Here is an 18,559-nt window from a genome sequence, read left to right on the forward strand (position 1 = left end):
GGGTGGTCGTGTATGTGATAGTCCTCGATACCGGCGCTATTGATCGCGGACGCATGTGCTCCCGTCCAGGTTGTTGCCGTTCATGGAGTTCGTGGGTCTGTGAGCGAATGTAGACAGCAATCCTTCGCTTATGTTGTTAACGCTGATTGAATAATGCCCCAGAGTGCTGATTGAATTTTGACCCAGGACCTGTTGCTGTTTTGTGTTGCAGCAACTGTGGATAAGTCTACCAGATTGTTGATTTGAAGTTTTTAGATGCGTGGGAAGTTCACGAAGTTTGGAGACCGTAGTGAACTCCCCGCGCGTGCCTGGTTAGAACGGCTCTTCTACTGCTGCGTTTTTGCCTCCTCTTCGTGCTTGCTCTCTCGATTTGATGCGGGCCTTCGCGGCCATGCTGCTGTGCTGAAACCGGTATGACTCATTCCCGGTTTCAACAATGTGGCAGTGATGCGTCAGCCGATCCAGCAACGCCGTCGTCATCTTGGCATCACCGAATACACCCGACCATTCCGAGAAGCTCAGGTTCGTCGTGATGATCACACTGGTGTGCTCATACAGTTTCGAGAGCAGGTGAAACAGCAAGGCTCCTCCCGTTTGGCTGAACGGCAGATAGCCAAGCTCGTCGAGTATGAGCACATCCATGCGCATCAACGATGCGGCGATTCGCCCGGCACGGCCATCCTGTTTCTCGCGTTCGAGTGCATTGACCAGATCGACCGTCGAATAGAATCGCGCCCGCTTACTCTGCGTGGTGATACCCGACACCGCGATGGCGGTCGCCAAATGCGTCTTGCCTGTCCCGGGCCCGCCGATAAGCACCACGTTCTGCGCTGTCTCGGTGAATGATAGCGTTGCCAATTGCTCTACCAGCGGCCGATCAGCCTTGGAGGCGGCGAAGTCGAATCTGGCCAGGTCGCGATGTACCGGAAACCTGGCCGCATTCAATTGGTTTCTCACTGAGCGCATGTGCCGGTCCGTTGCTTCGGCTTGCAGCAGGTGTTCGATCAGCCATTTCGACGAATCGGTCGATGCAGACCCTTGTGCGATCAGGTCTGTCAATGCACCGGCCATGCCATGTAGCCGCAAATCCTTGAGTTCAGCAGTGACATCACAGCGCATGATCAATCTCCTCCGCATTGAGGTGAGCTTCAGCGTCATGCCTCAGCTCATCATATCGGCGGGTATTGGCCAGCGGCACATCCTTGAGCTGCAAACTCGTTTCCACATTCGGTGGAAGGGGCGGCGCATTCAGCCGTCCCAGTACGTTGAGGACGTGTTCCACACTCAACACGCCGGACTCGATGACCAGTTCCACCGCAACAATAACGGCTTCAAGCCCCGCCCGTGGTACGGCGGCCAGCACCTGCGCCATGCAGCGATCTCCGCCCGGATCGCGCATCAGCCCCTGCCTGAGCTGTCTGAGTGGTACAGGCATGTCTGCGAACGGGGCGCCATTGCGCAGCGCTCCCGGTTTGCGTTCGATCAGCGTGATGTAGTGTTGCCAGTCGTAGCGAACATGTCCGCGTTCTGTCAGGCGCTCGTGGCAGGCGACAAACGCGTCACCCGACACAACGGTGACTTGATTGGGATAGAGCCGGACGCTGACCATCTTTCCCGCCAGCTCGCATGGCACGGAGTAGTGGTTGCGCTGTACATTGATCAGGCACGTGCTCGATACACGAGCCGGATTTTCAACATACCCATCAAATTGAACCGGCATGGGCATCATGTGCGCGCGCTCCTGCTCCAGCATGTCGGCTACGCTAAGCTCCTTGTACTCGGGATGGTGCAGCTCGCCCCATAATGCCCGGCAGCGATCACCCAGCCACACATTGAGTTCGACGAATGAACCGAACCGCTGGTTCTGCGCTTCCAGCCAGATGCGCCGCCGACTGTCCTGTACGTTCTTCTCGACAACGCCTTTCTCCCAGCCGGATGCCACGTTGCAGAAATCGGCATCGAACAGGTAGTGCGCGCACATCACGGCAAAGCGCGCATTGACCACGCGTCCCTTACCTTTGTTGACGCGATCAACGGCAGTCTTCATGTTGTCGTAAATGCCACGGCGAGGAATGCCACCCAGCGCCGCAAAGGAGCGCGTATGGGCATCGAACAGCATCTCGTGCCCTTGGCCCGGATACGCCACCAGCCAGAATGCCCGACTGGCGCACAGCTTCAGGTGCGATACCTGTATGCGCCGGTAAATGCCTCCAATTACCAACCCTTCTTCGCTCCAGTCAAACTGGAAGGCTTCGCCAAACTCAAATTTCAACGGCACAAAGGCGTGGGGCTTCTTGCCTGAGTCAGCACGCCAGTTGCGAATGAACGCAGTCACCTGGCTGTAACCGCCCGTGTAACCATCCGTCCTGATTTGTGCAAACAGATTTTTGGCGGTGCGCCGATTGTGTTTGGGGCGATGGGAATCCGCTTTGAGGGCTTGTTCCAGTGTGGGGTGAAACGCGCTGAGCTTGCAGTCCGCCTTTATCCTGCGGTATTTCGGCGGTACTGCTTTCTCTTCCGCCCTTAGCCATTTGCGTATCGTGTTGCGCGATAAGCTCGTGCGCTTTGCTATCGCATGCAGCGACATTTTGTCGCGTAAATACATCCGCCGTATCTTGCCTATCATTTCCATAGTGATCACCTTTATCTCCTGCCCAAAAATTGGACAGGGCAAGTAGAGCACCTGGGTCACTTTTGAATCAGCAAACCACCTCTACATGGGTCAGTTTTCGGTCAGCGACAACACCCCGTCCTCTGGGGGATTGCTGCCGCACCCCCGGACGGCGCCCCCTATGGGTTTTTCCTACGGCCACTGATCCCCCGCTACCGCGCGGGGTGGCCGTTGCTTCATCGTGTCGGCAGGTTGTTTTTAGACAAAATTGCTAGGCGCGCAAGGCGTTGGTCCGGAAAGAGTTTTTTACCCAAGAAACCTTCGGTTGTTGGACAAATTTTAAAATTGAAGCCGTATATAGTACCGCCAGATGGTACTATATTCCCATGAAACGCAAACACCAGAAAACGCTCGAACTGATCTATGCCCGCCCTGTCGGTGGCAACATTCAATGGCGGGACATCGAAGCGCTTTTCGTCGAATTGGGCGCTGAAATCAGCGAGCGCGAGGGCTCACGTATCGAGGTGTTTTTGTTTAATGAGGTGCGCGTGTTCCATCGCCCGCATCCGCGTCCAGATACCGATAAGGGCGCGGTTTCGAGCGTGCGGGAGTGGTTAAAGGCAAACGGGGTAACGCCATGATGAATAGAATGATCATTGACGGCTATAGTGCCGTCATCCAGTACGATCCAGAGATTGAAATGTTCCGGGGTGAGTTCACCGGCTTGAATGGTGGCGCGGATTTTTATGCCAAGGATATTGACAACCTGAAGCGTGAAGGCGAGATTTCCTTGAGGGTGTTTCTGGATGCCTGCCGGGAGCGCGGCATTGCACCGAAGAAAACCTTTTCCGGCAAGTTCAATGTGCGCATTCCAGAGGATCTACATGCCGATATAGTCAATGCCGCATGTGCTGAAGGCAAAAGCCTGAATCAGTGGGTGGCAGAAGCGCTAAGGCGGGAAGCCAGCGCTTAATACAGAAAAAATATTTTCGATATTGAAAGCACTGGCGAAGCCAGCGCCGGTATGTGGGCGGTTGCCCACATAAAGCGACTGCGCGGCATCGCGTAACGGTTCTCGACATCAAGGCTGTTCGAGCGCCGCCAGAGGATCGCCAAGCATTGCTGCCAAACTCCAAGCACTTTCCCCCTCTAAACAACCGCTTTTTTCTCTCCCATAAGCTCGCTACGCTGTTTTTTCTCGAACAACACAAATGGGTTGCCGCGTGCCGCAAAGCGGCTTGACGCGGCTCATTTTGGCTCTGGCCGTTGCTTTTTAATTTGAGGGAGTTGCCGGGTGGCGCGTTAGCGCCGTAACCCGGCTCCTTTTTTGTTTGCGAAAGGGGGCGTTACCCGAAGGGCCGAGACGGTTCCCGGCTCGGTGCGCGAAGCGTATAGCAGCCGGCCCGCTTTAGCGGGTTCGCCCGCCTGTGTCTCGCGCGCGGATTTAATATAGATTTAAATAGATTTAAGGGGCGAACACTTTACTAAAACATTCATTAAAAACAAAATTATGCAATGACTTTGAGGCTTCGCTCGGTCGTCGAAAAGCCGCACCTCGGTCGCCGAAATGCCGCACCTAATTGATAGGCTCGTAAGTCCAAGGCACATAACCCTTAGCGCGCACTCTACTGGCTATTTCGTCTACGTCATCAATGGTGATTATGTTATTCCCACGCGCCACACACATCTCAATCGTCACCTCCAACAGAATCAAATGACCATACGAAAGGTCATCACTCGATATTTCCACTTCAAGTCCGTTGGGCAGCATGATTTTGCGTTTTGGTGTGTTCATTTTATTGGCTTTCTGCATTTGGCTTTCTTTTCGATGTGTTTTATCTGGGCGGGGCTTGGTATCCGCTCGATGTGTACCAGGTCGCCGGCGTCAATGCTCCACGCGGTTATAATTCCCGCATCCTTTAGCAAGTCTAGGGCTTGCCGCAATATAGCGCGGAAGTGCTTAAGCTCTTTCGTCTGGCTTCCGCTACGGTCGCGGATGGTTTCAGCTTTCATCGAGTATTGCTCGGCGTGGCTCTCGATGTGCAAATGCAGCCACTTTGCAAGCTCGGAGCCTCTGCCACTGATTTTCAGGCGGTCTTGCCAGTCGATCAGGGTTACTTCCATCCGACCGAAAAACCGCGCAAACTTCGGGTTTAATCTGTAGACAAGGTGGCGGCGGTATTGCGGCAGGATCGCTTGATCTTGCGGCGTGCTGGCATCGTCCAGCAAATGCCCCTCATAGCGCGGCATATTCGGCAAGGTGAGCCGAATCGTACCGCGCACAAGGCGGCTTATTTGCTCGAATAGTTGGCGCCGTTGCTCTTGGTACGTATCGCGCCCCAAGCCCTTCAAAACGGCATTGACAGACGCGCAAACGTCCACGCCTAGCGGCTTGTGATTTGCACTAAAGATAAGCTGCATAAGCGTGTCATGATCATCTTGATTGAGCTGCTCGCCGCAAAACTCAATCTTTACCCCTCCGACTTCGCCGACGGTCACATAATCGCGGAAAAACTGCCGCTTTTTCACGGCGGCGAACAAGGCACAACGCGCGATTTTGTTCGATACTGCGCGGGTATCGTCGCCAAAAGGTGAGGGAAACTGCAGGACGGTGTTTTTTACTTCCTGCACCGCTGGCTGGCTCTTTCCCTCGTGTTCCTCGCGCGCCTTTATCGCCCGGCGCAAATTTTCGACTGACTCGGCAAGCGGGTCGCCAAAATCATTTTTCTGCGCACGCCCGTTGGCGGTAACCTGGGCTGCAACGAAGGCGGATATATGCTCCATCGGGAGCCCCCCGACTAGAGTCAAACCCCGCCATCAATAACCGCCGCAACCACATCCACCCGAAACAAGATACGCCTACCTATTTTCAGTCTGCCTTGCTTTAATTTTTCGGCAAATGCCGACTCCCCTCGGAGGGTAAATCGCAATCCCTCGGGGGTGCGATGCAGCACCTCGGCAACCTGTCGCGTGTCGAGGAGTAATCCGCCATATTGTTTTGCAAGTTTGTCTTCGGTTGTATTCATTTTTTCCCCGTGTTTTTCGGTGTTTACGTGTGGCACGCGGATATAATATGAGTTGACTAGATGCCCGTAAGGTATAAAATATGTAAATCTGGTTACCTAATGACACAATGACATGCTCGAAGAATTAGGCGAAGATCTACCCGAGTTTCTGCACACGCTCAATGCCCCAGAAACGACTAAGATTACTGTCCATAGGGACGGGGATCTGTTGCATCTGTTGCAAACGCGTTTTGGGGGGAACAAGAAATCTATAGAGGTTGTTGCTGCTCCTGGTGCAGCAGAGATGGCGATACACAAAATAGCCAAAAACTTAGATATAAAGATTGAGAACCTAACTGGATTTTTTGAAGGAGAAATCCTGATCAGAGGGGCTCGGTTTAATTTTACAGCTCATGAAAACGCCCGAGTGTTTACCCTCCGCAAAATTGACCCGCAAATACTTGCGCTCGAAATCGCGCTTGCGAGCGATTTATCTCCAGCGAAAGCGAAGAAACCCTTTTATTGGTTTTGTGACGCAAAAGTTACGGATATAAAGCGCGATAGAGCGGCGAATGTTGATTTATTACTCGACCAAATTCATTGGTTTTGTGACACCAAAGTTGCGGATGCGATCCGGATATGTGCAATGAAGTCAGCCACGTACTCATTGACCTCAAAACCTCACTCGCTTTGGAGTCTTATACGCGCACATATTGACCCAGCGGTAAAAGACTATTTGAATCAGGCCAATTTTCCTAGCTTGAAAATCCTAGGTTTTTTCTCACCTGGTTTTTCGGAGTCATCGAAGTTAAACGGTATCAGAAGTACGCAAGAAAGTATAAAAGCAGTAATACGATATTCAGCTTCTATTGAACGTGCCCGTAATTTTCCAGAAAACTTCACACAAACCCTGGATTCTTTACTTTATCTGTTAGAGTTTATGGCTATGTGTGAGCGGAAACAAAATATCGGTTTGGTAACCAACCCATCTGGGACTACTAGGCGAACATTGAAATATAAGGCTGATGCTACTAATCATTTCCCCTACTGTGAACTCTGTTGGCGTTTATCTGCTTTTGCCCAAGCAGCCAAAGATGGAGATCCCACTTCAAAAGTTGATAAAGAATATAAAGCGCGCGATCTTAGTCGTCGATTCTGCGAGGAACACGACCCATCTATCAATATAAATAAAAAATCACGCGACGATGATAAAAAAGACAAAAAAAATTTTTACAGAACCGACTTAAAATACAAAGATGTGTTTCACGCTAAGGTCTTAGAGTGTTACCGTGCTCTACACTGGCCTCCTGGTGCCTATGACGAGCAGGATCGTGAGATTAGGCGTTTCGCCTATGAGTTCGTTCGTCTATCCGATAATCCTATACATATAATGCGCATGAAACGACAGGGGTTAAGCAAGGAGGAAATAGCCGTCAAGTTGAGTATTCACCCCAAAACGGTTTCTAAGCATCTAAGAGGGCTCTCTCCTTACTTCAAAGAATTGATAGCATCTAGCTTGTTCACTAAATCTTCAGCGCGCAAGTGAGTGTAGCGCTTCAGCATTTGCATCGAGCGGTGGCCGCTAATCGAGGAAACCTCTTGATCGCTCAAACCCGACTCGACAAAGCGGCTAACTGCCTCATGACGCAAATCGTGGAAATGGAAGTCAGTTAACCCCAGTTTCTTTTTCAGCCGCACCCAGACTGCATTGAACTGATAGGGCTGGCGTTTACCATCCTTGCCCGGCTCGCCAAAGAAAACCAAATCCGTGTCAAACGGACGAATCGGATTATTCAGCGCCTGCCGAAAATACTCGGTGGCTTCCTTGGTCAATGGCACGGTGCGCGGCGAGGTGTTTTTGGTTTCGAGCAAACGCACGATGCGGCGCTCAAGATCAACCTGATTGCGCCGAAGCGTCAAAATTTCAGATGACCGCATCCCGGTTGAAATAGCGATACCGGCAATCCAGCCCAGCATGGGGTTCGAGTGCGCAGCAACAGCTTCGAAAAGCCGCTGTTCTTCTTCGGTAGAAAGTCGGCGGTTTCGCCCTGGACCGGGAGCAGGGCGACGGATGTTAAGAACCGGGTTATAGGTAAGTCCCAATCCCCATTCCTTGATAGCTACCGTGAACATATGTCCCAGAAGGGCAAGCTCCAAGCGAACGGTGTTGTTACTACGCGGAACGCGCACGCCTTTATCGTTTAAGTCTCCGGCAAGCCTGTCGTCGCGATATTGAGCAATTACTTCAGCAGTCAAAGCGATAAGAGAATATTTCCCGAGCTGATCAGTCAAGATTGACACTCGCTTAACTTCTCTGGACTGAGTGGTTGGCCGTTTGGTCGGCGTCACTTCGGCTTGATATTTTTGCAGGGCATCTTTAACCGTCATGCGTTCAGCGGGTGCGCGCAGAATGTGGACGCCGCGAACCATTTCATCTTCGGTGCGTCGCGACCAGTCTTCCGCATCGCGTTTCGTGCGGAAAGTCTTGGCTGCGCTCGGCCATCCGGCCTTTCGGATAACTGCTTTCCAAGTGCCGGAATCTGTCTTGACGATGGTTGCCATAAGTATCCCTGAACAGTGTCATGTACTGAGCACTGTACCGAAATTGTACCTGATAGGCAATTTTTAGAGCGGAATAATAGCAAGCTTAAGCACAAGCTATTGTTTTTATTGGTGGGCCATGTAGGGATCGAACCTACGACAAACGGATTAAGAGTCCGCTGCTCTACCAGCTGAGCTAATGGCCCAAATAAATGGGGTGACCGATGGGGCTCGAACCCACGACAACCGGAATCACAATCCGGGACTCTACCGACTGAGCTACGGTCACCATAATATGTAGCAAGGTGAATGGTGCGCTTGGCAGGACTCGAACCTGCGACCCTCGGCTTAGAAGGCCGATGCTCTATCCGGCTGAGCTACAAGCGCAAATGTGGTCGGGGTAGAGGGATTCGAACCCCCGACATTCTGCTCCCAAAACAGACGCGCTACCAGACTGCGCTATACCCCGATGCCTCAATGTGCTGTCAGTAAAAGCCAGCCAACCGAGCTGATAATAATTGCATGTTATAATTATAAAGTCAAGAAAATATCGAGTCTCCGTGATTAAAATCCAAAAACCTGTTATCCCGATCTCCGCTGGCCAGCTTGCGGAGCTGGCGGCGCGTATCAAAGGCTGGGGAATGGAACTCGGCTTTCAACATATAGGCATAACCGATATCGTTCTCGAAGACGCGGAAAAGCATTTGCAGCAATGGCTGGCGGACGGTTTTCATGGAGAGATGAGCTACATGGAAACGCACGGCAGCAAGCGCACGCGCCCGGACGAACTGGTACCCGGCACCGTCAGGGTAATCTGCGCGCGCATCGATTATTTGCCGGAACCTGCTGCGCTATCAGAAGAAAGGCTGAACAACGCGCTACAGGCTTTCGTTTCGCGCTATGCGCTGGGACGGGATTATCACAAACTGGTGCGCTCCCGGCTGCAACGCCTCGCTGCGAGGATAGAAACGGAAGTCGGCGCTTTCGGCTACCGGGTATTTTCCGACAGCGCGCCGGTGATGGAAAAAGCGTTGGCGGAAAAGTCCGGGCTGGGCTGGATAGGCAAACATAGCAACCTGATTGCGCGGGAAGCCGGTTCCTGGTTTTTTCTGGGCGAGATTTATACCGACCTGCCGTTACCCTGCGACGACGTCGTTTCCAATAATTGCGGAACCTGTATCGCCTGCATGGCGGCCTGTCCCACCCAGGCCATAGTCGCCCCGTATCGCGTCGATGCGCGGCGGTGTATTTCCTACCTGACCATAGAACTGCACGGCAGCATACCGCTCGAGTTCAGGAAAGCCATCGGCAACCGCATTTACGGCTGTGACGATTGCCAGTTGGCATGTCCCTGGAACCGCTTCGCCACGCAAAGCGCTGAAGCCGATTTTCGGGCGCGCCACGGTTTGGATACGCTCAGCCTGATTGATGCGCTAAGCTGGGACGAGTACGGCTTCCTGAAAAAGACCGAAGGTTCGGCGATAAGGCGTATCGGTCATCAGCGCTGGCAGCGCAATGTTGCGATTGCGTTGGGTAACAGCTCTCCATCCCCGTCAGTAATTAGTGCATTACAGCAACAACTCGCCGGCGCTTCGGAACTGGTAGGAGAGCATCTGCTCTGGGCGCTGGAACAACATTATTGCTCACGATAGCCATACCTCGTGCGCACGACGCGCAAACATGGGAGAATGACGCCACTTCACAATTCAGATTCAATTGACTATGGCACAGTACATTTTCACTATGAACCGGGTGGGTAAAGTCGTACCGCCCAAACGCGAAATCCTGCGCGACATTTCGCTGTCGTTCTTTCCAGGCGCCAAAATCGGCGTACTCGGACTGAACGGCTCGGGAAAATCGACCTTGTTGCGGATCATGGCCGGTATCGACACCGAGTTTAATGGCGAAGCGCGCCCGCAGCCTGGTATTAAAATCGGTTATCTGCCGCAGGAGCCGCAACTGGACCCGATAAAAACCGTGCGCGGCAATGTCGAGGAAGCGCTGCAACCGATCAAGGACGCCTTGGCGGAACTGGATACGGTTTACGCTGCCTACGCCGACCCGGATGCCGATTTCGACGCCATAGCCGCTAAACAGGCCGAACTCGAGGCATTTATTCAAACCACCGGTGGCCACGAACTGGATCGCACGCTGGAAATTGCCGCCGATGCGCTACGCCTGCCGGATTGGGATGCGGATGTCACCAAGCTGTCCGGCGGCGAGCGCCGCCGCGTCGCGTTGTGCCGTTTGCTGCTTTCCAGCCCCGACATGCTGTTGCTGGACGAACCCACCAACCACCTGGACGCCGAATCAGTCGCCTGGCTGGAACATTTTCTGCACGATTTCCCCGGCACCGTGATTGCGGTTACCCATGACCGCTACTTCCTCGACAATGTTGCAGGCTGGATACTGGAACTGGATCGCGGACACGGCATTCCCTGGGAAGGCAACTACTCTTCCTGGCTGGAACAAAAGGAAAAGCGCCTGGAAATAGAAGAAAAGCAGGAAAGCGCACGCCAAAAAGCGATGAAAGCCGAACTGGAATGGGTGCGCACCAACCCCAAAGGCCGTCACGCCAAGAGCAAGGCGCGTCTGGCGCGCTTCGACGAGCTGTCCTCGCATGAAAACCAGACGCGCAACGAAACCAAGGAAATCTACATTCCGCCGGGACCGAGATTGGGCGATGTGGTGGTGGAAGCCGAAAGCATCCGCAAAGGCTTCGGCGACCGGTTGCTGATCGACGATCTCAGTTTCCGTCTGCCTCCCGGCGGTATCGTCGGCATCATCGGTCCGAACGGCGCCGGTAAGTCGACGTTGTTCCGCATGATGGCCGGACTGGAGCAACCCGATTCCGGCGCGATCCGCATCGGCGAAACGGTACAGATTTCGCACGTCGATCAAATGCGCGATAATCTCGATCCCAACAAAACCGTGTGGGAAGATATTTCCGACGGCCTCGACATGATTACCGTCGGCACTTATCAGACGCCATCGCGTGCCTATTGCGGACGCTTCAACTTCAAGGGCTCCGACCAGCAAAAGCGCATCGGCGAACTGTCCGGCGGCGAACGCAACCGCGTACATCTTGCCAAACTGTTGAAAAGCGGCGGCAACGTATTGCTGCTGGATGAACCGACCAACGATCTGGACGTAGAAACCCTGCGCGCGCTGGAAGAAGCGCTGCTCGACTTCCCCGGCTGCGCGGTGGTGATCTCGCATGACCGCTGGTTTTTGGATCGTATCGCCACGCATATGCTGGCGTTCGAGGGCGACAGCAAGGTAGTCTGGTTCGAAGGCAACTACGCCGATTACGAGGCCGACCGTCATCGCCGTCTTGGCACCGATGCCGATACGCCGCATCGCGTCAAGTTCAAAAAGCTCGGAGCTTAAGTCGCGGCTTCGGATGCGGCGCCCAAACAGCGGCGCTGCATCCCCAACCGCGTTATCATGATTACTCTTACCACCCTCAACGCACGTTATTTCCACGCATCGCTCGGCCTGCGCTATCTGCTCGCCAACATGGGTGAGCTTGAGCCGGTTACCACGCTACGCGAATTCATTTTCAGCGAACGCCCCAACGATATCGTCGAGTCCCTGTTGCGTGACCAGCCGCGTATCATCGGCTTGGGCGTTTACATCTGGAACATCACCGAAACCACGCAGGTGGTCGCGCTACTCAAACAAATCCGCCCGGATATCAATATTATCCTCGGCGGCCCCGAAGTCAGTTACGAAACCGGACAACAGGATATCGTCCGCTACGCCGATTACGTCATCACCGGCCCCGGCGATCTCGCCTTTGCAGCGCTTTGTCGCCGGATTCTGAACGGCAACTCGCCCGGACACAAAATTATCGCCGCCGAATATCCGCCGTTACAGCAACTGGTTTTACCTTACGGCCACTATAACGAACAGGACATTGCCAGCCGCATTATTTATGTGGAAGCGTCGCGCGGCTGCCCGTTCAAATGCGAGTTTTGCCTGTCGTCGCTGGACAAGACCGCCTGGCCGTTCGAACCGGATGCCTTTCTGGATGCGCTGGACAGTCTGCATCAACGTGGCGTCAGGCATTTCAAGTTTGTCGACCGCACTTTCAATCTGAACATCAAATCCAGCCTGCACATACTCGAGTTTTTTCTGGAACGGCTGGATGAGCGGCTTTTTCTGCATTTCGAAATCATTCCCGATCATTTACCGGAAGCCTTGAAAGCCGCGATCCGGCGTTTTCCGGCTGGTACGCTGCAATTCGAAATCGGCATACAAACGCTGAACCCGGAAGTGCAGCAACTCATCAGCCGTAAACAGGACGTGATCAAAACCCTGGACAACCTGCAATGGCTGCGCAACGAAAGCGGCGCGCATCTGCACACCGATTTGATCTTCGGTCTGCCGGGAGAAAGTCTGGACAGCTTCGGTGACGGATTCAATCAGTTGATAAAACTGAATCCGCATGAAATCCAGGTCGGCATTCTGAAACGACTGCGCGGCGCACCTTTGGCGCGACACGATGACGCCTACCGGATGCGTTACAGTCCCTATCCGCCCTATAGCATCCTGCAAACAAGTCTGGTCGGTTTCGACGACGTACAGCGCATGACGCGTTATGCGCGCTACTGGGATTTGATCGGCAATTCGGGACGCTTCGGGCGCGGACGAGCGCTGCTGCTCGGCGACGAACCTTTCGAGCGCTTTCTGGCTTTTTCGGACTGGGTATTTCAGCGCACCGGAAAAACGCACGAGATTTCGCTGTCGCGCCTGTACGACCTGGCATATCAATGGCTGTTGCAACAGGACGAAGACCGGCACAACGCCTACGATGCGCTCGCCGCCGATTATCATGCCAGCGGCGCGCGCGGGCTTCCGGAGTTCATGAATAATGCCGCCGGTTCCCTGCAATATTCAACCGGCACGGAGCAGAAACCGGCCAATCGGCAGGCGAGGAGGCGTCAATCGAAACACGGTGAAACGGGGCAATAAGCGCGACGTTGCGCTGCGCCGTTGAAACTAAGAACCCTTTCCCTGTGAGAGAGGGCCAGCAGGTAGGTTGGGGGGAACGATGGGAACCCCAACGCAAACCACGGCGGGGTGTGCAGGTTGGGGTTCGCAAGCTCACCCCAACCTACGGGCTTTTTTACAATACAACTACTTCCAGCGCAAACGGTTGGCATTGGTCACTACAGTCACCGAGGACAAAGCCATGGCTGCGCCGGCAATAATCGGATTAAGCAGCAAGCCGAATACCGGATAAAGGATGCCGGCAGCGATAGGTATGCTCAACACGTTATAAATAAAGGCGCCAAAGAAGTTCTGATGTATGTTCTCCACGGTAAGACGGGATAAATGCATCGCGTCCGCTACCTTGAGCAGGGAGCCGCGCATAATGACTACATCGCCGCTCTCGATTGCGATGTCGGTACCGGTGCCCATCGCAAACCCTACTTCCGCCTGAGCGAGCGCGGGTGCGTCGTTGATGCCGTCACCGACCATGCCGACTACCAGACCCTGCGTCTGCAGCTCCTTGACTATCGTTGCTTTATCTTCGGGCATGACTTGCGCCCGCACTTCGTCTATGCCGGCTTCGCGCGCAATAGCCTGCGCGGTGAGTTCGTTGTCCCCCGTTACCATCAATACCCGCACGCCCAGCGCTTTCAGCGCCTCTATTGCCGGCCTGGAGTCGGCTTTTATGGTGTCGGCAACCGATATCACGCCGACAATCTGCTGGTCGACGGTCAACAAAACCGGCGTTTGCCCCCGGTTGGCGCATTGATTCAGTATCGGCCAGAAAGCGCCGAAATCGACATGGCGTTCCTGCATCAGTTTGGCGTTACCCAGCGCAACGCTTTTGCCGCGCACTTCGCCAACTACACCTCTGCCGCCCAAGGCCTCGAAATGCTCCACTTTTTCCAGCGTCATACCCCGTTTATGGGATTCCTCGACTATAGCCGCGGCAAGAGGGTGCTCCGACCCCGCCTCCAGACTCGCCGCCAAGGAGAGCAGCATTTCTTCCTGCAAGCCGGGAGCGGTATGTATTTCAGCTACGCGCGGACGTCCCTGCGTCACCGTGCCGGTTTTGTCCAGCACCACGCAGGTCAATTTACCGGCCAGCTGCAGGGCATCGCCATTACGAATCAGGATGCCTTTCTGCGCGGCGCGCCCCACGGCGACCATGACCGAAATCGGCGTTGCCAGACCCAGTGCGCACGGACAGGCGATAACCAGCACCGTCATTGAGGTAACAAAGGCGTAACCCAGGCTCGGGCTGGGACCGAAAACCAGCCAGACCAGGAAGGTAAACGCGGCGATCCCGACTACAGCAGGTACGAAAACCGCTGCAATACGGTCGGCAATGCGCGCGAGAGCCGGTTTACTGGCTTGCGCCTGCCGCACCGATTCGACGATGCGCGCCAGCATGGTGTCCCGCCCGATACGCGTCGCCTTGTATAACAAAGTACCGCCTTGATTGAAGGTGCCGGCAATCACCGTGTCGCCAACCTGCTTGCTGACCGGCATGGACTCGCCGGTCAGCATGGATTCATCGATATTGGAATGCCCTTCCAGCACCTCGCCGTCCACGGCGATTTTTTCGCCGGGCCTGACGCGCAATATTTCTTCGAGACCGATGGATGCTATATCGACATCGATCTCAACGCCATCGCGCACCACGCGCGCCGACCGCGGCTGCAGGCCGATCAGCTGGCGTATCGCCTGCGAGGTTTTGCCGCGTGCGCGCATCTCCAGCGCCCCGCCCAGATTGATAAACGCCAGTATCGTCGTCGCCGCTTCGAAATATGCGTGCCCGGCATCGTGGGGGAGCATACTGGATATGTCTATTGCCAGGGTGGAGTACGACCACGCGGCTCCGGTGCCCAATGCGATCAGCGTATCCATATTGGACTGATGCTTTTCCAGCAGCTTAAAGGCGCTGATGTAAAAATGCCGTCCCGAATAGTAGATGACCGCCATGGTCAATACCGAAACGAACGACCAGAAATGCTTGGCGCCCGGTTCCGAGTACTCGGGAAACCAGCCCAAATGGGAGCCGAGCATCAGCGGGAAACCCAGCGCCGCCGCTACGCCCGCTTTCATCAGCAGGGAGATAAAGCGCGCGTGCTCCATGGCTTCTTCCGCGCCTACATCCTCCAGCGCTTCCATTAACGCCGCATCGTATCCGGCGTCCACCAATGCCTGCTTCAAGCTTGAAAACTCGACATCGCCTTCAACGCGCGCAGTATGATCGGCAAAATTAACTTCCGCCGTCTCGACGCCGACAACGCCCTGCAGAGCGGTTTCGACGCCGGCGACGCAGCCGGCGCAACGCATACCGGCAATAGACAATCGCATGGCCGGTTTTTCCTGTTCATCAGTAGACGCCATGAAAGCACCCCCGTGGTATAAAATAGTTATAGAGTTGCAAGCGTACCATTTTTAGCGGACGGCTCATAGCGCTACATGCACTCTGCAAACGCCGGCAAACCCGATAAACTACCCTTGCCCCAAGTAACTTCTATTCCTTAATTTGCCGTGGAGATATCATGAAAGCATATATTGGCCTGATTTCACTTGCCGCCTTGACTGTATGCAGTCCGGCAATGGCGGAAACTCCGCCGGTGGTTGCGTCGGCGCCCAACGGCATCACCATTCCTGTGGGTTTTAAAAACTGGCGGCTGATCGGTGTTTCCCAGCGCAAGGACTCTCAGACGCTGCGCGCCACGCTGGGAAATTCCGTAGCCGTCGATGCCGCGCGCAGCGGCAACACGAATCCCTGGCCGGACGGCGCGATACTGGTGAAACTGAGCTGGAAGGAAACTGCGCACGAACGCTTCGAAAATGCGACGGTGCCGGGCGATTTCGTTCAATACGACTTCATGGTCAAGGATACGCAGAAATACGCCTCAACCAACGGCTGGGGCTTTGCGCGCTGGAAAGGCGAAAAGCTGGAGCCCTATGGCGCGGACGCTAATTTCGCCAATGAATGCGTAGGCTGTCACGGCATCGTCAAGGATAAGGACATGGTGTTCACGCACCCGGTCAAGCTGCCTTGAGAAAACGCGACCGCGCCATTTGAACGCCGGTTCCGAAAATAACAAAGCCCCCGATCAAGGGGGCTTCATTATCTGTGCGGTTTGAACTAATATCCGCCAAAGCCGCCGTCGCCGCCCGCGGGCAAGCCGCCGCCTTTTTCTTCCTTGGCTTCTTCAACGATCAATGCTTCCGTGGTCAACAGCAGGCTGGCAATCGAAGCTGCGTTCTGTAAAGCCGAACGCGTTACCTTGGTCGGATCGAGTATGCCCAGTTCGATCAAATCGCCGTATTCGCCGGTAGCCGCGTTGTAACCGAAGTTGCCGCTGCCTTCCTGTACACGGTGAACGATCACCGAGGCCTCTTCGCCGGCGTTGGCGACTATCTGTCGCAACGGCTCTTCGATAGCCCGGCGCAGAATGTTGATGCCGACGGTCTGGTCGTGATTCTTGCCTTCCAGTCCCTTCAGTCTGGCCTGCGCGCGTATCAACGCGACGCCGCCGCCCGGCACGATGCCTTCCTCTATCGCGGCGCGGGTTGCATGTAATGCATCTTCCACGCGAGCCTTCTTTTCCTTGACCTCCACTTCTGTGGCCGCTCCGACTTTTACCAGCGCCACACCGCCGGCCAGCTTGGCGACGCGTTCCTGCAGTTTTTCGCGGTCATAGTCCGAAGTGGATTCCTCGATTTGTACCCGAATCTGCGCAACACGCGCGGAAATACGTCCCGCATCGCCGGAACCGTCGACTATCGTGGTATTTTCCTTGCTGATCTGCACGCGTTTGGCATGCCCCAGATCGGTCAGTTCGGCCTTTTCCAGATTTAAACCGACCTCTTCGGCAATGACGTTGCCGCCGGTCAGAATCGCAATGTCCTCCAGCAAGGCCTTGCGGCGGTCGCCGAATCCCGGCGCTTTCACTGCCGCCACCTTGACGATGCCGCGCAGATTATTCACCACCAGCGTCGCCAGCGCTTCGCCTTCGACGTCTTCGGCGATAATCAGCAACGGACGCCCGGATTTCGCCACCTTTTCCAATAACGGCAACAGTTCGCGGATATTGGATATTTTCTTGTCGTTCAGCAGTATATAGGGATTGTCCAGCTCGATGCTTTGCGAATCCTGCTGATTGATAAAATACGGAGACAAATAGCCTCGGTCGAATTGCAGGCCTTCGACGATTTCCAGCTCGTTTTCCAGCCCGGAACCTTCTTCCACGGTAATCACGCCGTCCTTGCCGACCTTGTCCACCGCATCGGCGATGATCTGGCCGATGGCTTCGTCGGAGTTGGCCGAAATCGAGGCCACCTGCGCGATGGATTTACTGTCGGTGCTGGGGCGGGAAAGCTTTTTGAGCTCTTCCACCACCACGATCACCGCCTGGTCGATGCCGCGCTTGATATCCAGCGGATTGGCCCCGGCGGTGACCGATTTGAGACCTTCGCGCACGATGGCCTGCGCCAGGACCGTTGCGGTGGTGGTGCCGTCGCCGGCGACGTCGGAGGTTTTCGACGCCACTTCCTTGACCAGTTGCGCGCCGATGTTCTCGAAACGATCCTTGAGTTCGATTTCCTTGGCGACCGAGACGCCGTCCTTGGTGACGGTCGGTGAGCCGAAGCTGCGCTCCAGCACCACGTTGCGCCCCTTCGGTCCCAGGGTTTGCTTGACGGCATCGGCCAGTACATTTACGCCCGCCAGCAAACGGTGGCGCGCGTCATCGGAAAATCGTATTTCTTTAGCAGACATAGTAGAGTTCCTTAAGTTTTTTACTCATCAAACAGCAAACGCGGCAATCAGGATTCCAGCACAGCAATAACATCGTCTTCGCGCACGATCAGGTATTCGCTGCCTTCGTGCTTGATTTCGGTGCCGGCATATTTGCCGAACAGCACGCGCTCGCCAACCTTGACCGTCAATGGCCGTATCTGGCCGTTATCCAGCGCCTTGCCTTCTCCCACGGCAATGACTTCGCCGCGGGAAGGTTTTTCCTTTGCGGCATCCGGTATCACGATACCGCCCGGCGTGGTCTGTTCATCCTCCAGCCGCTTCAACAGCAGTCTGTCGCCGAGAGGGCGTAATTTAATCGACATACTCTTAGTCTCCTTAATGTTCGGTTACGGCGCGTTGCGGCGCCTGAACAATAGCATTCAATTATCAGGCCATAATTCGCGTTTGAAGCGCACAGGCATATCGCGTGCGGAAATCTGGCATAAGTCCATGAAAATAAATAAGGCCATCTGTGCGGCTCCACGCATGCTTCCATCTCGTATGCGTCCGTGCAGACAATGCCATGCTTCCATCTCGCTTTTTATGCTGCTGAGGAAGCAAAGCGGAAACACGGGCTGCTTACTGGGGAGCAGTATCTCGTCAGGCTTGCCGTCTTGT

Annotated in this window: 16 protein-coding genes and 4 tRNA genes; 7 read left to right on the top strand and 13 right to left on the bottom strand. The window is 54.8% G+C overall.

Going from position 1 to position 18,559, the window contains the following annotated elements; translation table 11 throughout:
* Positions 1-312 precede the first annotated feature (312 nt).
* Both istB and istA read right to left on the bottom strand, forming a co-directional pair.
* Positions 313-1,119, bottom strand: a complete 807-nt coding sequence (gene istB, locus F6R98_RS05855; protein ID WP_153248191.1) for an IS21-like element helper ATPase IstB — start codon at positions 1,117-1,119, stop codon at positions 313-315.
* Positions 1,109-2,632, bottom strand: a complete 1,524-nt coding sequence (istA, locus tag F6R98_RS05860; protein ID WP_153250922.1) for an IS21 family transposase — start codon at positions 2,630-2,632, stop codon at positions 1,109-1,111. The genes istB and istA overlap by 11 nt, the downstream gene beginning before the upstream one ends.
* 365 nt (positions 2,633-2,997) lie before the next feature.
* Between istA and F6R98_RS05865 the strand changes: the two genes are divergently transcribed.
* The gene (locus F6R98_RS05865) at positions 2,998-3,252 is read left to right on the top strand and encodes a type II toxin-antitoxin system HicA family toxin (protein WP_153248192.1); all 255 of its coding nucleotides are present in this window, start codon (positions 2,998-3,000) and stop codon (positions 3,250-3,252) included.
* A gap of 8 nt (positions 3,253-3,260) precedes the next feature.
* Positions 3,261-3,584, top strand: coding sequence for a type II toxin-antitoxin system HicB family antitoxin (locus F6R98_RS05870; RefSeq protein ID WP_228125119.1), 324 nt, complete (start codon positions 3,261-3,263; stop codon positions 3,582-3,584).
* Positions 3,585-4,187: 603 nt separating this feature from the next.
* Here the strand turns inward: F6R98_RS05870 and F6R98_RS05875 are convergent.
* The 3 genes from F6R98_RS05875 to F6R98_RS05885 form a co-directional block, all read right to left on the bottom strand.
* Positions 4,188-4,424 carry a hypothetical protein gene (locus tag F6R98_RS05875; RefSeq protein ID WP_153248193.1) on the bottom strand — a complete coding sequence of 79 codons (237 nt, stop codon included), beginning with the start codon at positions 4,422-4,424 and terminating at the stop codon, positions 4,188-4,190.
* Positions 4,403-5,242 carry a plasmid replication initiator TrfA gene (trfA, locus tag F6R98_RS05880; RefSeq protein ID WP_194270165.1) on the bottom strand — a complete coding sequence of 280 codons (840 nt, stop codon included), beginning with the start codon at positions 5,240-5,242 and terminating at the stop codon, positions 4,403-4,405. Before trfA ends, F6R98_RS05875 begins: the two co-directional genes overlap by 22 nt.
* Positions 5,243-5,415: 173 nt before the next feature.
* Positions 5,416-5,637: a DNA-binding protein gene (locus F6R98_RS05885; protein WP_153248195.1), complete on the bottom strand. Its 222-nt coding sequence runs from the start codon at positions 5,635-5,637 to the stop codon at positions 5,416-5,418.
* 112 nt (positions 5,638-5,749) lie between these two features.
* Here F6R98_RS05885 and F6R98_RS05890 point away from each other — a divergent pair, with 112 nt between their 5' ends.
* Positions 5,750-7,162 carry a helix-turn-helix domain-containing protein gene (locus tag F6R98_RS05890; protein WP_153248196.1) on the top strand — a complete coding sequence of 471 codons (1,413 nt, stop codon included), beginning with the start codon at positions 5,750-5,752 and terminating at the stop codon, positions 7,160-7,162.
* Here the strand turns inward: F6R98_RS05890 and F6R98_RS05895 are convergent.
* The 5 genes from F6R98_RS05895 to F6R98_RS05915 form a co-directional block, all read right to left on the bottom strand.
* On the bottom strand, positions 7,105-8,178 hold the full coding sequence (locus F6R98_RS05895) for a site-specific integrase (RefSeq protein WP_153248197.1): 1,074 nt from the start codon (positions 8,176-8,178) through the stop codon (positions 7,105-7,107). The two genes, F6R98_RS05890 and F6R98_RS05895, sit on opposite strands and share 58 nt — an antisense overlap.
* A 109-nt stretch (positions 8,179-8,287) precedes the next feature.
* A tRNA-Lys gene (locus F6R98_RS05900) sits at positions 8,288-8,363 on the bottom strand.
* Positions 8,364-8,370: 7 nt separating this feature from the next.
* Positions 8,371-8,446, bottom strand: a tRNA-His gene (locus F6R98_RS05905).
* Positions 8,447-8,467: 21 nt separating this feature from the next.
* Positions 8,468-8,544: transfer RNA gene (locus F6R98_RS05910), tRNA-Arg, on the bottom strand.
* A 5-nt stretch (positions 8,545-8,549) separates the two neighbouring features.
* Positions 8,550-8,626: transfer RNA gene (locus F6R98_RS05915), tRNA-Pro, on the bottom strand.
* Between the two features lie 91 nt (positions 8,627-8,717).
* On the opposite strand from F6R98_RS05915, the gene queG reads away from it, so the two are divergent.
* From queG to F6R98_RS05930, 3 genes are all read left to right on the top strand, one after another.
* Positions 8,718-9,809, top strand: coding sequence for a tRNA epoxyqueuosine(34) reductase QueG (gene queG / locus F6R98_RS05920; RefSeq protein WP_407079281.1), 1,092 nt, complete (start codon positions 8,718-8,720; stop codon positions 9,807-9,809).
* A 70-nt stretch (positions 9,810-9,879) separates the two neighbouring features.
* Positions 9,880-11,547: an energy-dependent translational throttle protein EttA gene (ettA, locus tag F6R98_RS05925; protein WP_153248198.1), complete on the top strand. Its 1,668-nt coding sequence runs from the start codon at positions 9,880-9,882 to the stop codon at positions 11,545-11,547.
* Positions 11,548-11,604: 57 nt separating this feature from the next.
* Positions 11,605-13,134 carry a B12-binding domain-containing radical SAM protein gene (locus F6R98_RS05930; protein ID WP_153248199.1) on the top strand — a complete coding sequence of 510 codons (1,530 nt, stop codon included), beginning with the start codon at positions 11,605-11,607 and terminating at the stop codon, positions 13,132-13,134.
* Positions 13,135-13,299: 165 nt separating this feature from the next.
* Here the strand turns inward: F6R98_RS05930 and F6R98_RS05935 are convergent, their stop codons facing one another.
* Complete coding sequence (locus tag F6R98_RS05935) at positions 13,300-15,531, bottom strand: heavy metal translocating P-type ATPase (protein ID WP_228125120.1); 2,232 nt, start codon at positions 15,529-15,531, stop codon at positions 13,300-13,302.
* 158 nt (positions 15,532-15,689) lie between these two features.
* Between F6R98_RS05935 and F6R98_RS05940 the strand changes: the two genes are divergently transcribed.
* On the top strand, positions 15,690-16,199 hold the full coding sequence (locus tag F6R98_RS05940; protein ID WP_153248200.1) for a cytochrome P460 family protein: 510 nt from the start codon (positions 15,690-15,692) through the stop codon (positions 16,197-16,199).
* An 86-nt stretch (positions 16,200-16,285) separates the two neighbouring features.
* Here F6R98_RS05940 and groL read toward each other — a convergent pair whose 3' ends face one another.
* Both groL and groES read right to left on the bottom strand, forming a co-directional pair.
* Positions 16,286-17,920, bottom strand: a complete 1,635-nt coding sequence (groL, locus tag F6R98_RS05945; protein WP_153248201.1) for a chaperonin GroEL — start codon at positions 17,918-17,920, stop codon at positions 16,286-16,288.
* 47 nt (positions 17,921-17,967) lie between these two features.
* The gene (groES, locus tag F6R98_RS05950; protein ID WP_315700474.1) at positions 17,968-18,258 is read right to left on the bottom strand and encodes a co-chaperone GroES; all 291 of its coding nucleotides are present in this window, start codon (positions 18,256-18,258) and stop codon (positions 17,968-17,970) included.
* Positions 18,259-18,559: the final 301 nt, after the last annotated feature.

It is taken from the genome of Candidatus Methylospira mobilis (assembly GCF_009498235.1).
GTDB lineage: Bacteria > Pseudomonadota > Gammaproteobacteria > Methylococcales > Methylococcaceae > Methylospira > Methylospira mobilis.

Coding starts and splice junctions, on each gene's coding strand:
- istB (WP_153248191.1), bottom strand. CDS start 1,119: ATGCGCTGTGATGTCACTGCTGAACTCAAGGATTTGCGGCTACATGGC.
- istA (WP_153250922.1), bottom strand. CDS start 2,632: ATGGAAATGATAGGCAAGATACGGCGGATGTATTTACGCGACAAAATG.
- F6R98_RS05865 (WP_153248192.1), top strand. CDS start 2,998: ATGAAACGCAAACACCAGAAAACGCTCGAACTGATCTATGCCCGCCCT.
- F6R98_RS05870 (WP_228125119.1), top strand. CDS start 3,261: ATGATCATTGACGGCTATAGTGCCGTCATCCAGTACGATCCAGAGATT.
- F6R98_RS05875 (WP_153248193.1), bottom strand. CDS start 4,424: ATGCAGAAAGCCAATAAAATGAACACACCAAAACGCAAAATCATGCTG.
- F6R98_RS05885 (WP_153248195.1), bottom strand. CDS start 5,637: ATGAATACAACCGAAGACAAACTTGCAAAACAATATGGCGGATTACTC.
- F6R98_RS05890 (WP_153248196.1), top strand. CDS start 5,750: ATGCTCGAAGAATTAGGCGAAGATCTACCCGAGTTTCTGCACACGCTC.
- F6R98_RS05895 (WP_153248197.1), bottom strand. CDS start 8,178: ATGGCAACCATCGTCAAGACAGATTCCGGCACTTGGAAAGCAGTTATC.
- ettA (WP_153248198.1), top strand. CDS start 9,880: ATGGCACAGTACATTTTCACTATGAACCGGGTGGGTAAAGTCGTACCG.
- F6R98_RS05930 (WP_153248199.1), top strand. CDS start 11,605: ATGATTACTCTTACCACCCTCAACGCACGTTATTTCCACGCATCGCTC.
- F6R98_RS05935 (WP_228125120.1), bottom strand. CDS start 15,531: ATGGCGTCTACTGATGAACAGGAAAAACCGGCCATGCGATTGTCTATT.
- F6R98_RS05940 (WP_153248200.1), top strand. CDS start 15,690: ATGAAAGCATATATTGGCCTGATTTCACTTGCCGCCTTGACTGTATGC.
- groL (WP_153248201.1), bottom strand. CDS start 17,920: ATGTCTGCTAAAGAAATACGATTTTCCGATGACGCGCGCCACCGTTTG.